Origin of the sequence: Aquiflexum gelatinilyticum, assembly GCF_024813435.1 — a bacterium.
GTDB lineage: Bacteria > Bacteroidota > Bacteroidia > Cytophagales > Cyclobacteriaceae > Cognataquiflexum > Cognataquiflexum gelatinilyticum.
This window is the reverse complement of the sequence record NZ_JANAEZ010000007.1, coordinates 243,857-257,839: the sequence shown is the minus strand read 5'-3', so window position 1 is coordinate 257,839 and position 13,983 is coordinate 243,857. Positions and strand designations below refer to the sequence as shown.

Below are 13,983 nucleotides of genomic sequence, written 5' to 3'. Positions count from 1 at the left end.
CAAACCAATTCTCCATACCAATTGAGTGTCCTTATCCAGTTCCACTTTTGGATTGATTGAAGAAAAAATTGCGATTCTTTAAAATTCAAGCCAATAATTTTGGCCAAAGTGAGTGTCTTCACTCACTTCAATTTTCGGTTAAATGAAGACGTCAGTGAAGACACTGACGAAAGCGACAGAGTAAGATAGTTCTGATTGAAAAAATGAGTTTATTTTTCTTTAAAAATCAGAATTATAGGGTTATCGCCATCTTTGACATTAAAAATAGATTGGGAATCCCCCAAAACACTTGATTCAGAAGGCAATACCATATATCCTTGATTATTCCCGATACTGCCAAATGAAACCTCTTCTGAAAAATCAACCAATACAGTTGTATCTTGGTAACTAAACAAGATTTTTTGGCCTGAACTTAGTTGATCCGAGCCTTTATCAAAGAGAGATAAAAAAGAACGTCCCTGATTGAAAAAATTGTATAGGAGTATTTTCTCCAGATTAACAATATTACCCACATTGAATGATTTCTCTGACGAGTTGATATATTGAAATACATCGACGATTGAAGTATAATCCTTTCCTACCAATTCCTCCTCTGTAACTTTCTTATTCCCAAAATCAATATAAAATTCCGGTGCAACACTAAAGTCTGGACTGATTTTATAAATAGTATCGTTAAAAGAATTCACAAAATTAACTCCGCCAATGGTTTTTGAAAAAAAATCATGTCTGTTGATATGCAGGTATTTGGCTTTTTCCGGATTAAAGTTCAATTCACTTTTGGAAAATTCGTAACCTGTTGACAAGTTACTTCCTGCAAAAAAGTGCAGACCAGAAAATTTATCCAAAACATTCAAATACCCACCTGTCCCAACTAATCCACTCTCAAGTAGCTCCAATCCCAAAAGTGGATAAGATAAGGCATAATCAAACTCGTATTCAAAGTCATAGGTATATTGAAAGCTAGCCCGCTGATTGGAATCATATACCCAAATTTTTTTTTGATCCGGCAAAATGATTAAATCTGTTAGGTTAGTATATTCATCTGGCCCACCTCCCTTTTTTGAAAGTTTACCCAGAAAGTTCCCCTGCTTGTCAAACTTGAAGACGGAACTTCCTCCCTTAATAAAAACCAAATCCTCATCGATAAGAACCTTATTTACAAAATCAATTATTGACGAATCAGTCGTATTGAGTTTTATTACCTCGGTAATTTCCAAAAAATTCGTAAGGTCAACTGACGAAGTGCTACTGGGTAAATTTTGAGTAATTGTTTTTAAATTGGAAGTTGTGGACTCATTACTTGAAGACTTACATCCAAACAAGATAAAAATAAATACAGGAAACAAAACTATTTTCTTCATTTCGAAATTTATAACTTTTCTATTGGAAACAAAATCGCAAATCATTCAAACCAACTCCGCTCCGATACCATTTCCCGCAGGAAAAGTCACGCTATCGGGAGTAATGGCCACGCCTTTGGCAATGTCCTCTGCGAGCAACATCGCCCCATCCATGTCCACATAATCCAACAGCGGTGCAATATGGGCGATGGCCGTGATGCCAATCGATGATTCGGTCATACAGCCGACCATTGTTTTCATGCCCAATGACTTGGCCTCGTGGATCATCCTCAAGGCCGGGGTGATTCCTCCGGCTTTCACCAACTTCACATTGATCCCGTGAAAAAGTCCGTAACATTTTTTGACGTCTGATTCGACGATGCAGCTTTCATCCGCCATCACAGGGAGTTTGGAATATTTGAATACTTCCTTCATGCCCTCGAGGTCATCTTTTGCCAAAGGCTGCTCCATAAATTCGACACCGAGTAGGGCGAGTTCCTCCGAATAAGCAATCGCCTGTTGCGCAGTCCAAGCGCAGTTGGCGTCAATCCTGAATTTTGAAGTGGTATGCTTCCTCAGTTCGCGGATGATTTCAAGGTCATTCCCTGTTCCAAGTTTGATCTTATACAGCGGCCAATCGACTTCTTTCATCTTGGCTACCATTTTTTCTAAGGAATCAATCCCGATCGTGAAATTAGTAAGGGGAATATTTTGAGGATCCAAACCCAAATACTCGTAGAGTTTCTTTCCTTTTTTCTTGGTAAAAAAATCCCAAGCGGCCAAGTCCAAAGCACATTGAGCGAATGGATTGTCTTTGAAAACAACTTTGCCCATCTCCCAAAGTTCTTCGGGAGAAGACCAATTGCCATTTTCAACAATGCTTCTGCTTTCTTCGAGTTTGCTGCAGATATTCTCCGCCGTCATCCCATAAAAAGGGTTGGTCGTCGTCTCTCCCAATCCATAAAAATCCCCGTCTTCCAGTTTGACAATGATCGTATCCTGCACATCGCGGCTTTGGTGGGCGATGGTAAAAGTATGTTTGAGAACTAAATCGCGGACAAAGAAAGAAAGCTTCATTTCGGTTTATTTTGGAATTGTGGCAAAAGTAAATTTATTTTTTTGGCTAAGTTTATAACTTAGACAATTAATTTCAATCACTAAGATACCATGCAAATCCTCCAGAAATCCATTTCACTGATTGCCTTTTCTTCGATTTTTTACTTTAGCATTTCTTGTCAGCCAAAAGAACCGGAAACAGCATCGACGCCTGTTGACGTGACAGAACTGGAACAGGCCTATGAGAAATACCAGGAAAAAAGCATCACAGAACGCAGGTTTAAGCATGCGGATGTGATCCATTTGGTCAAAGACAGAAAAGGTAAATTCGCAGTGGAAGAAATCGGTAAGTCTGTGGAAGGAAAGGAAATCTATCAGATGACCATTGGCACAGGCGAAACCAAAGTCATGCTTTGGTCGCAGATGCACGGCAATGAAAGCACGGCGACGATGGCCTTGTTTGACCTCTTCAACTTTTTTGAAGGGGAAAATGATGGCTTGGATGAGTTGAGAAATAAACTGTTGGAAAAGCTGACCATCCGTTTTATTCCGATTGTCAATCCTGATGGAATGGATAATTGGATGAGGAGAAATGCGTTGGATATTGACCTCAATAGAGATGCTGCGAAACTCGCTTCACCTGAAGCAGTAATCTTGAAAAATGCGAGAGACACATTTTCCCCGGCATTTGGGTTTAACCTTCACGACCAACAGACCTATTACACTGCAGGGGAAGTAGCAACTCCGGCAACCATATCCATATTGGCGCCGGCTTACAATTTCGAAACAGAAATCAATGATGTCCGCAAAAAAGCCATGCAAGTGATCGTCGGAATGAACAGGATGATGGAGGCCGTCGCACCGGGCCATGTGGGCAAATACGACGATGCTTTTGAGCCGAGAGCTTTTGGAGATAATTTCCAGAAATGGGGTACCAGCACCATCCTGATCGAATCCGGCGGATATCCGAACGATCCCGAAAAGCAATATATCAGGAAGTTGAATTTTATGATTATGCTTCATGCCATGGAAGAAATCGCCGATCAGTCCTATGAGAATTATTCTTTGGACGAATATGACTCCATTCCCGAAAATGCGACAAGGCTGATGGATGTCGTAATCAGAAACCTTCCGATGGAAAAAGATTCATTGTCCTACCCAATTGACTTGGGTATTCGCAGAAGGGAAATAGACGCCAATGGCGCTTTCTATGTGAGTGGAGGAATTGACGACTTGGGTGATTTGTCGATTTTCTATGGCTATGAAGAATTGGATGCAAGCGGAATGGAAATCACAGAAGGTAAAATTTATGAAACTGCTTTTGCGAAAGTCTCCGATATCAGTGCAGAAAAAGCCTTGGAATTGTTGAAATCCGGTTATCTAGCCGTCAAAGTAAAGGAATCGGAAGCCAGAGAATTACATGGCTTGCCGATTTTGGTATTTAAAAACGCCACTTCAATACCTTTTGGGATCCGTACAGGAGGAAGTCCCAACTTCTTCCTTTCAAAAGACGGCGTATTGAAATACGCTGTGGTGAACGGATACCTAGTGGATCTTGAAAAGCCAATTGAGAAAAATTATAGAATGAGTGTCAATTGAAATCATTTGACTTAATTGAAGTTAATCATCCTGTTTTATTCTAAATTTAAGAATCACTTTCTTATTATTTCCAAACTATGCAAACCATGAGAAAACACCTGACCGCAATCATCTTTGCTACTGCCATCATTGTTTCCGCTGCAATTCTTGGTAATTCGATCGTAAACAGAAACAAGAAATCAGGAACTGTCGATGTCACCGGTTTGGGTGAAAAGAACTTTACTTCTGACTTGGTAGTTTGGGAGGGGAATTTTAGCAGGGACAATTTTGATATCAAAACAGCTTATACTGACCTTGAGAAAGACAGAAAAGCCGTAACAGACTACCTGGTTTCCAAAGGCATTCCCAAGGAAAAAATTATTTTTCAAGCAGTAAACACCAACCCGCTTTACCAACAAAACTACAGCAGCAGCGGAAACTTCACAGGGCAGACTTTCTTGGGATACCAACTCAACCAAACCCTCTCGATAGAATCGACTGAAGTGGATAAAGTAGAAAAAATCAGTAGGGAAATTACTGAACTCTTGCTTCAGGGAGTGAAATTCTATTCCCAACCTCCCCGCTATTACTATACCCAATTGGAAAGCCTCAAGATCGAAATGATCTCCAAAGCTACCGAGGATGCACGGGTCAGAGCAGAGAAAATAGCCGAAAACTCAGGTTCCAAACTCGGAAACCTGCTTTCAGCCAACATGGGAATCTTCCAGATTACCGGTCAAAATTCTGCCGAGGACTATTCTTGGGGCGGTACTTTCAATACCTCTTCCAAAGAAAAAACCGCTTCGATTACGATGCGATTGAGTTATGGGGTGAGGTGAAAAGTTTTGAATTAAGAATCATAAATTAACAAATGGTTTAATGTTTGGAAAAATCGTAGAATATGAACTATCAAGAATATATTGAAATTCGGGCAGAAAAAAGATTTGGCAAACCTTGCATCAAAGGCACGAGGATTACTGTTTATGATGTTTTGAATTGGATGTCAAATGGCATGAGCAAAGAAGAAATAATGAATGATTTCGAGGAGCTTAACGAACAGATGATCAATCCCTGCTTGGCATTTGCGGCGGATAAGGAAAATAAAATCCGGATTGCATCTTGAACTTTTTGATTTAATTATGTCTCTGAAAATATTTAGGCAAGTCACAATTTGAAATACTGGTATGTCAGTGCAGACACTGCAAAAGGCGGGCAGAACAAAGGCGAAGTAAGTTTAGACTTCTTTCTGTCAAACTTTATTTTTAATATTCCGTGAAAATTGATATATTTTTAAGGTTGCAAAAGCATCTAAATATGAAAAGACTAATCGTAATTTTTGTTATCATCTTACTTGCTTCTTGTACAGGCCAAAAAAAATTAATGAACAAGTGGGTAGGTTCACCCAAAGAAAATCTGATTTCGGAATGGGGAATGCCATCAAAAACTGTAGAAGTTGAACCGGGCGGAGAAATTTTGGTATTTGCACAAGAGGTAAATTTCCGGCACTCTTCCGCAAATGTGGGATCTACATCAGGTGGTCAAATGGGAAGTGTTACGCAAAATAATATCGAGGTTAAAAAGTGGCAATACACCCTATTTTTGGTTGATCCGGAAGGCATCATCTATCATTTGACTCAAAAATTCTATTCGATTTCTCCTGAGAAAATAAATTTTCAGCTTAGTCAAAAAAAAGAAGAGAAAAAATAATTGTACAAGTTTAAAGACGCTTGATGGTTAATTAGGGGTAAATTTTATCCATGCATTCTTATTACTGAATCAACAAATCCAGGTCAAATTTTTTAACTGCCTCGTCTTGAATTATCAATAGAAATTTATCAGAAACCAAGGCAATACCTTTGTTCTTGATTGTTGCAATTTCCATTTGGTTGCCGTCAATCACTGAGATTTTTCCATCTTTTTGCAAGATCAAAAGGTCTTTATACCTCCCCACTAGGCCATAAAAATCAAAAAGAGAGAATTTCCCTTCATATTCCAACTCCTCATTTATCATCAACAATTGGTTTTTTGCAGTCCTTATAAATTGAGAATTGGAATTCCCCTCCCGGATGTCGTAGAACTTTTCATTTTCTTTGTAATAGACAGGAAAATCTAACCGTGATATAAACTCCTCCCCTTTTTCCAAAGTCAAATTCAATTGTTTAATAATCTGTCCACTTTTTTTATCTATTCTGACCAATTCCTGATTGGAAAGAATATCAAAGGAGGCCTCATTCATTTGATGGTCCAATACAAAACCATCAAATGGGAAAGGTGTATAAAATCCCTGTTTGCCGGTATCTTGATCATATACCACCATATAAGGAACACCCATTTTTACCCGCCTTCCGTTGTTTTGTGCCCTACCCAAATTCAATTGGTAAAGGATACCATTTTCCAAGTACAGATGGCCGGAGCTGACCAATTTATCAGAAAGAGGATTGCTCCATAAAACCTTTCCGGTGAGAGCATCTATACAGGCAATTTTTTCAAAAGAGGTGATGAAAAGTTTGTTCTCGTGGTAAATTACATTAGAAACAATATCTGTTACGACATTAATCCCCACTCCATAGCCATAATACCCTGTCAAAAGGCCTAAGCCAACTCCCACTGCAGTCATAGCCGCAGTTGACTTGCCATCTATCTTTTCTGTCCCTGTGGTTGTATAGTAGGCCCATCCCGAACCATCATGGATATTCACAGCCTGTATTCCTGATGCTACAATTCCCACAGTTGAATCATTCAAAGTAATGACATCATTCCATCCATAATCCCTATGAATGATCCTTTTCCACACCTCTTCGCCTGAACCGATATCAATTCCTTTGAGAACATTGGAAGGTTTTTGTCCCGGCCTCAAAAATGGATATCCGATTCCAATATTTGTTGGTTTATGGATATGGTAAATATCGGTTTTTGCTTCCCATTGAACCTGACCGGATTCAAGATTCAAACTGTAGCTTTGAGTCAAACTTGATTCTAAAAGATAATCCGGAAATTGTTGAAATTCGGTAGTGGCATAATTGATAGGTTTTGACCATTTAAGTTTTTCAGCGGAAAGGTCAAAAAACAGAATTTCTCCTGAATTCAAGAATTTTGTCTTTGTTTTATTGACTTCTCTCAGCTTTAAAGTAAAAGTGTTTCTTGGTGTATCCAGGTAATAATCAATGATCATTTTATCAAACCTATATTCAACTGCACTTATGGAATCGCTGTGGAAATAGGAATAGCCAATCGGTACTTGGCTTATCTGGACCTTTGTCGATTGGGCTAAACTTGGAAATACAACAAGGATGGATAGAGAAAATAAAAGATGGATTTTCATATAGAATCTCAGGGCCTCAATCGGTAAATAATGTTAAAGGGAGGAAAGGGGTGACTTCATTGGATTCAGCAAAAAAAATGAATATTAGTTCATTTTAAAAATATTTTTCACTTATTCTTTTCGAAATAAATTTGAGGCTACTTGATTGTTAGGCAAAGGCGGATTCGTATTTATCAGCCATCAAAATTTCTTTCAAAAATTTCATAAAAGTCTCCTTTGGAACCGAAAATTGGCAAAAAAAAAGCGGGACCTATTCGGTCTCGCTTTTTACGGTTAGTTCTATTTCTTCTCCTGAGTCGTCCAGGAATTTGTACTCCGTCACCGGGAGTGAAGAGTCTTTTGTCAGCTTTACCCACTTAAAGTATTTGAAAAACCACCTTACTCTCTGAGAGATGACTCCATGCGTGAAGTACGCATACAGGTAAGGGTGTAATCCGATCTGGATGTTGGAAACATTTTGGATAGTAGCAATGTGCTCGAGGTCTTTTTCCAATTGATCGGCCACCAAGATGGAGGCCTGGATCTTTCCTGTGCCGTTACATGCCGGACAGGTTTCTTTGGTGACAATGTTGACTTCGGGTCTCACGCGCTGCCTTGTAATCTGCATTAGACCAAACTTGGTCAATGGCAATACGGTGTTTTTAGACCTGTCATCTTTCATCTCTTCTCTCATGGCATCATAAATGGCCTTTTTGTTGTCGGCCTTTTTCATGTCGATGAAGTCGATGACGATGATTCCTCCCATATCCCGGAGGCGAAGCTGTCGTGCAATTTCTTTTGCTGCGACCAGGTTGGTTTTTAATGCTGTTGTTTCCTGATCACTTTCTTGGTTTGACTTGTTTCCACTGTTGACGTCTATGACGTGAAGGGCTTCGGTATGCTCGATAATGACATAACCGCCCTGTGGAAGACTTATCGTCTGACCAAACAAGCTTTTGATTTGCTTTTCTATTCCAAAACTTTCAAAGAGCTTCGCTTTACCGTTGTAAAGCTTCACAATTTTTTCCTTTTCAGGGGCAATGGATCTGATGTAAGACCTGATTTGATCATAGGTCAATTCATCCTCTACGGTGATTGCATCGAATGATTCGTTGAGCAGGTCTCTGATGATAGAGGAAGCCATGCTCATTTCTCCAATTACTTTGTCGCGTCCTTTGGCTTTAGCCAGTTTTTTCATGCCTTCTTCCCAGGTCGTCAGCAGATTTCTGAGGTCTTTGTCCAGTTCTAATACTGACTGACCTTCTGCAACCGTTCTGATGATGACACCAAAATTGGCCGGCTTGATAGAGGTAATTAAGCGTACCAGCCTTTTTCTTTCTTCGGCACTGCGTATCTTTTTGGATACGTTGACTGTGTCAGAAAACGGGACTAATACCAGGTAGCGACCTGCGATGGAGAGCTCGCACGATAGTCTTGGGCCTTTGGTGGAGATGGGTTCTTTGACCACCTGCACCAGAACCTGATTTCCTTTAGTCAATACATTGGAGATTTTTCCAAGCTTTTCTATATCAGGTTCTTTCTCAAATCCTTTAAGATTCAAGTTGGGATAATTATTGTTGCGAACGAGTTTTGTAAATTTGTTAAGGCTTGTGATTTGGGGACCCAAATCCTGATAATGCAGGAAAGCATCCTTTTCATAACCGACATCAATGAAGGCGGCGTTGAGACCATTGACAATTTTACGGACTGTACCCAAATAAATATCTCCGACTTTAAACTGATTTTCCCCACCTTCTGAGTGGATTTCTACCAGGTTTTTGTCTTTGAGAAGGGCAATGCGACTACCGTTCTGAGCAGAATCGATTAATAATTCTGTGCTCAATCGTGTCTGTTTTTATATGATGTAAATGAACGTTTAGTGTAAAAACTCAAAAAGAAGAAGTGTATTACTTCTTCTTATGTCTGTTTTTTCTAAGTCTTTTCTTACGCTTGTGCGTAGCGATTTTGTGTCTTTTTCTTTTTTTACCGCAAGGCATAATTTTAAGGATTTAAAGTTGAATAATAATTTATAACCTCTCAAGGTAACCCTCCACACTTGCCAAAACCATAGGGTCTTTGCTCATGCTTTGAACCAACTCGAATTGCTGTTTTGCTTTGTTGTTTTGCTTGGATTCGAAGTAGCTTACGCCTAGATAAAATTGTCCCTGTACATTTTCAGGGTGGTGTTTTACCAATTCTTCAAACCTTTCGGCAGCTCTTTTGTACTGACCGGACTGCATCGACAAAACTCCCATATTGAAGAGGCCATCTTCATTGGTCGGATCTTCCTCCAATACTTCCCTCAGCATGGTGATACCTTGCATCGGGTTGGCTGAAGATACGTAAGTCATTGCCATTTTTGTTTTCAGGTCCAGTCTTTTTGGATCTTGCTCCAAAACTTTGGTTAGGTAAGTACGGGTTTTTTCTGCAAGAAGAGAAACTTTTTCTTGATCTAAGGCAAAAGTGTAGGCTTCATAATAGGCAGCCCCTGCTTTTTCCCAACTTTGAGGTGTTTCTAGTTTTACTGCAGCCCTATCAAGCGTATAAGCCGCACTGTCAAATTTTCCTGCTTTGATATAAATCGATGCGATTTGATCTGACAATGCCTCAATTTTTTCCTTATTATCCTGATTATCAAGATTTGCTAATAATCCAATCAAAACTTCCCTGTCCTCAGCTTCCATTGGCGCATCATGCAATTCTTCGGCCTTTTGGGCAAGAGAAGGCTGATCTTCGGTGATCTGGGTACTGCCCTCTTCATTGTCTACAACCACACGTGGAAGAGAATACAAAATACCGATCGTCGCTACCCCAAGGATTAGAACTAGAATTTGGGATTTTTTCATAAGGAAAAAAGCACTCAGGATTAATCCTGAGGTGCTAGTTCTTTGATTTTTTTACTGTTTTTAATTTTTTCAATAAACACTTTAGAAGGTTTGAAAGATGGAACAAAATGCTCATCGATCACGATCGCTGTGTTTTTGGAGATGTTTCGAGCAATTTTTTTAGCTCTCTTTTTATTTACAAAGCTGCCAAAGCCTCTTACGTAAATATTATCTCCCTCCGCCATGGAATCTTTTACCACTTTGAAGAATGCCTCAATTGTCTGAGTAACATCGTCTTTTTGGATTCCGGTTTTGTCCGAAATCTTGGTGATTACTTCTGCTTTAGTCACTGTTTAATGAATTTAATTTATTACGGAATAAGCTTAACGACCTATTAACCAACTATTTTTGGGACTGCAAATTTAAAGGAAGCATTCCAATATAAAAACAAAATGTCCAAAATTAGATTGAAATGTTTAACATTGTCTTAACACCTTAAATGCTTTGATTTTGATTTCTGATCCGTTTGTCCATACTTTATTAGAGTGGTACCCCCATAACAAGCGTGATTTGCCATGGAGAAACACCAATAACCCATATATCATTTGGTTGTCTGAAATTATTCTCCAACAAACAAGAGTGGCCCAAGGCCTGCCTTATTTTGAAAAATTTTTGGAAAATTTTCCAAATGTTGAAGATTTGGCAAATTCTTCAGAGGAAATGGTAATGAGACTTTGGCAGGGCTTGGGATATTACAGCAGGGCACGTAACCTCCACCGCTGTGCCCAAGACATCCGGGATTTCCACTCAGGCATATTTCCTGACTCCTATCAATCTCTACTTCAATTGAAGGGAATAGGTAGCTATACCGCTGCGGCAATTGCATCTTTTGCTTTCAATGAACCTGTTGCGGTAGTGGATGGAAACGTGTTTAGGGTTTTGGCAAGGTATTTTGGTATTGCCACCGATATTGCAAGTAACACAGGGAAAAAAGAGTTTGAAGCCTTGGCAAATGCAATAATTCCAAAAGACAAACCTGCAGAATTTAACCAAGCCATCATGGAATTCGGGGCTTTGCAATGTGTCCCAAAAAACCCCCACTGCGATCAATGCCCAATGAAAGCCGGTTGCTTTGCATTCAACAATGATTTGGTCGGTTCCCTTCCTGTCAAAATCAAAAAGCTGAAAATCAAGGAACGGTATTTCAGGTATGCTTTTATTTTATGTGAAAATGAGATAGTGGTACGCAGGAGAGGGGAAGGAGATATCTGGCAGGGGCTCTATGATTTTCCAATGGATGAATTATCGAGTCAAAATGAAAGTGAGGGACAAATCGGCTTTTTGGAAGAAATTCAAGGTTTTATGACAACCTATGTCAATGAATCAGAAAAGTGGTACAAACACATCCTTACTCATCAAAGAATTTTTGCCAACTTTGTCACAGTCATTGTCCAAAAAGAGAGCAAGACTATACTAAAGGAATGGACAGACCAAAAGGGATATCAACTCCTAGACTTTGAAGATCTGGAGGATTTGGGAAAACCGAGATTGATAGTGAAGTTTTTGGACGACCAAAAATTATCATTAAATTAAAGACAAAGTTTTCGTTAACAATATAAACAAACAACAATATGGCCGGAGTAAACAAAGTAATATTGGTAGGCAACTTAGGAGCAGATCCTGAAGTAAAGCATTTAGAGGGGGATAAAGTGGTAGCCAATCTGAGGCTTGCGACCACAGAGGCCTACAAAGACAAGTCAGGAAACCGAGTTGAAAATACGGAATGGCATGATTTGGAGCTTTGGGATGGGCAGGCACGTATTGCAGAGCAGTACCTCAAAAAAGGAATGCAGCTGTTTGTAGAAGGAAAAATCAAATCCGATACATGGCAGGACGACCAAGGTCAAAACAGAAAAAGAACTAAAATCAGGGTGTTGAGTTTTACTATGCTCGGAGGCAAACCTGAAGGCAGTGGTGCACCTTCCAGCCCACCAAGTTATACTTCAAACTCCTCCTCCAATCAGCCTTCCGCAGTGAGCGAACCTCCAATGGAAGATGATGATTTACCCTTCTAAATCAAATTGTTGAAAAATTTCTGAGTATTTGATTAATTTTGCATTGATCATATTCTGGAATTAATGGACGACCCCTACCCGAGTCTTATATTACTGGCTGAAATCGTCGAGGTTTCAGCCGGTTACATTTTGTTTAATTCATTGACTTTTATTTTGCTTTTAATCGCCTCAGGGTTGGTTTCAGGCTCAGAGGTGGCATTTTTTTCTTTGAATTCGGATGATATCGCGTCTTTCGACGAGAAAGCAGATCCAAGAGCTACCAAAGCGATTCTTCTTGTTGAATCCCCCAAAAAACTTTTAAGCACGATCCTGATTCTCAACAATCTTATCAATATCGGAATCGTAACCTTGACAACTTTTGTGGCTTGGAAGTTTTTTGGACACAATGCTACAGGAATAATCGTCATCTTGGTTCAGACAATCGGCGTAACTTTTGCCATTGTTTTTTTCGGAGAAATCGTTCCAAAAGTTTATGCCACCAAAGCCAAAATAGAGTTTTCTCTCTTGATGGCCCCATACATTCACTTTTTTTCAGTTGTGCTGCGTCCGGTATCTGCCTTTTTGATGGCAATCAGCAACGTTGTCGAAAAAAGAATCGTCAGGAAAGGATATTCTTTGTCAGTGGATGAACTTAATCAGGCTCTGGAAATCACCACAGAAGACACATCTGATGAAGAAAAAGACATCTTAAAGGGTATCGTAAACTTTGGGACATTATCGGTCAAACAAGTGATGCAGTCGAGAATGGACATCACAGCCATTGAAATCGATATGGATTTCCATGAATTGATGGATAGAATCAACAAAAGCGGCTATTCTAGAATTCCTGTTTACAGGGAGACGATTGACAATGTAGAAGGGATTCTTTACATCAAAGACCTACTTCCCCACATCGATCAGGATGAAAATTTTGAATGGCATGCATTGATACGCAAAGGCTTTTTTGTACCTGAAAACAAAAAAGTGGATACCCTTCTGAAGGATTTTCAGAAGAAACGAGTCCACATGGCTATTGTCGTAGACGAATATGGGGGAACTTCCGGGCTAGTGACTTTGGAAGACCTAATTGAAGAAATCATAGGCGAAATCAATGATGAATTTGATGATGTAGAGGATTATTATTTCAAAGAAATTGACCCTTCCACATTTATTTTCGAAGGAAAAATTTCATTAAACGACTTCTGCAAAAAACTGGAATTGGACCAACAGATGTTTGATGAAGTCAAAGGAGAAAGCGAATCTTTGGGTGGGCTCTTGTTGGAAATCAATTCGAGTTTTCCCAAAAACGGTACTAAGATAACCTTTGAACAATTTGAATTTACCATCTTGGCAGTGGACACCAAAAAGATAAAGAAGGTGAAAGTCAGGATTCTTGGCAATGAAAAGGAGAATGGTGGTCACAATGTAGATTAATGTAATTTTTTTAACAGAATATTATTCTGATAAATTTTATAAACATTTATTTTTATTCTTCACATTAACCATTCCATGATTTTTACTGGATTCACTTCTATTTTTTACGATATAAAAAATTTAAAAAAAATTTCACTTTTTTGGAAATTAACCAAAATTCCAAATATCTCCTGAATTTTTTGAGATTTGGGGTAAAAAAGACACTTACTTCCGGATAATTTTTGTTATTTTAGAAAAATAAGATTTAATTTTTTATCAAATTATAATTTTTGCAAAGTGTAAACAATGCTTCATTTAAGTACAAACTATGTATTATAAAGCCCGTTTCGTTGCCTCAATTTTAAAAAATACAAAATTTTTTGTAATATTCGCAACTATTTCTTAAACCTATTAAA

General features: G+C 38.9%; 13 protein-coding genes. 7 read left to right on the top strand and 6 right to left on the bottom strand.

Annotation, left to right across the window (positions count from 1 at the left end):
• Positions 1 to 209: 209 nt before the first annotated feature.
• Together NK987_RS16145 and NK987_RS16140 are read right to left on the bottom strand one after the other, a co-directional pair.
• A complete protein-coding gene (locus NK987_RS16145) occupies positions 210 to 1,361 on the bottom strand; it encodes a 6-bladed beta-propeller (protein WP_259264689.1) in 1,152 nt (383 codons plus the stop codon).
• A gap of 45 nt (positions 1,362 to 1,406) precedes the next feature.
• Positions 1,407 to 2,417, bottom strand: a complete 1,011-nt coding sequence (locus NK987_RS16140) for a dipeptide epimerase (RefSeq protein ID WP_259264688.1) — start codon at positions 2,415 to 2,417, stop codon at positions 1,407 to 1,409.
• A 90-nt stretch (positions 2,418 to 2,507) separates the two neighbouring features.
• Here NK987_RS16140 and NK987_RS16135 point away from each other — a divergent pair, with 90 nt between their 5' ends.
• The 4 genes from NK987_RS16135 (at position 2,508) to NK987_RS16120 (ending at position 5,681) form a co-directional block, all read left to right on the top strand.
• Positions 2,508 to 3,995: a M14 family zinc carboxypeptidase gene (locus NK987_RS16135; protein WP_259264687.1), complete on the top strand. Its 1,488-nt coding sequence runs from the start codon at positions 2,508 to 2,510 to the stop codon at positions 3,993 to 3,995.
• Positions 3,996 to 4,081: 86 nt separating this feature from the next.
• On the top strand, positions 4,082 to 4,813 hold the full coding sequence (locus NK987_RS16130) for an SIMPL domain-containing protein (protein WP_259264686.1): 732 nt from the start codon (positions 4,082 to 4,084) through the stop codon (positions 4,811 to 4,813).
• A 62-nt stretch (positions 4,814 to 4,875) separates the two neighbouring features.
• On the top strand, positions 4,876 to 5,097 hold the full coding sequence (locus NK987_RS16125) for a DUF433 domain-containing protein (protein ID WP_259264685.1): 222 nt from the start codon (positions 4,876 to 4,878) through the stop codon (positions 5,095 to 5,097).
• A 191-nt stretch (positions 5,098 to 5,288) separates the two neighbouring features.
• Positions 5,289 to 5,681, top strand: coding sequence for a hypothetical protein (locus NK987_RS16120; RefSeq protein ID WP_259264684.1), 393 nt, complete (start codon positions 5,289 to 5,291; stop codon positions 5,679 to 5,681).
• A 61-nt stretch (positions 5,682 to 5,742) separates the two neighbouring features.
• Here NK987_RS16120 and NK987_RS16115 read toward each other — a convergent pair whose 3' ends face one another.
• The 4 genes from NK987_RS16115 to NK987_RS16100 all read right to left on the bottom strand — a co-directional run bounded on the left by NK987_RS16115 (position 5,743) and on the right by NK987_RS16100 (position 10,450).
• A complete protein-coding gene (locus NK987_RS16115) occupies positions 5,743 to 7,296 on the bottom strand; it encodes an outer membrane protein assembly factor BamB family protein (protein WP_259264683.1) in 1,554 nt (517 codons plus the stop codon).
• 250 nt (positions 7,297 to 7,546) lie between these two features.
• The gene (locus NK987_RS16110; protein WP_241124873.1) at positions 7,547 to 9,118 is read right to left on the bottom strand and encodes an Rne/Rng family ribonuclease; all 1,572 of its coding nucleotides are present in this window, start codon (positions 9,116 to 9,118) and stop codon (positions 7,547 to 7,549) included.
• Between the two features lie 184 nt (positions 9,119 to 9,302).
• On the bottom strand, positions 9,303 to 10,121 hold the full coding sequence (locus NK987_RS16105; protein ID WP_259264682.1) for a tetratricopeptide repeat protein: 819 nt from the start codon (positions 10,119 to 10,121) through the stop codon (positions 9,303 to 9,305).
• A 20-nt stretch (positions 10,122 to 10,141) separates the two neighbouring features.
• Positions 10,142 to 10,450 (bottom strand): HU family DNA-binding protein, encoded by a 309-nt coding sequence (locus tag NK987_RS16100; RefSeq protein ID WP_241124871.1) that lies wholly within the window; start codon positions 10,448 to 10,450, stop codon positions 10,142 to 10,144.
• Positions 10,451 to 10,604: 154 nt separating this feature from the next.
• Between NK987_RS16100 and mutY the strand changes: the two genes are divergently transcribed.
• From mutY to gldE, 3 genes are all read left to right on the top strand, one after another.
• A complete protein-coding gene (mutY, locus tag NK987_RS16095) occupies positions 10,605 to 11,693 on the top strand; it encodes an A/G-specific adenine glycosylase (RefSeq protein WP_259264681.1) in 1,089 nt (362 codons plus the stop codon).
• Between the two features lie 38 nt (positions 11,694 to 11,731).
• Positions 11,732 to 12,175 carry a single-stranded DNA-binding protein gene (locus NK987_RS16090; RefSeq protein ID WP_259264680.1) on the top strand — a complete coding sequence of 148 codons (444 nt, stop codon included), beginning with the start codon at positions 11,732 to 11,734 and terminating at the stop codon, positions 12,173 to 12,175.
• Between the two features lie 63 nt (positions 12,176 to 12,238).
• Complete coding sequence (gldE, locus tag NK987_RS16085; protein WP_259264679.1) at positions 12,239 to 13,588, top strand: gliding motility-associated protein GldE; 1,350 nt, start codon at positions 12,239 to 12,241, stop codon at positions 13,586 to 13,588.
• The last annotated feature ends 395 nt before the right edge of the window (positions 13,589 to 13,983 follow it).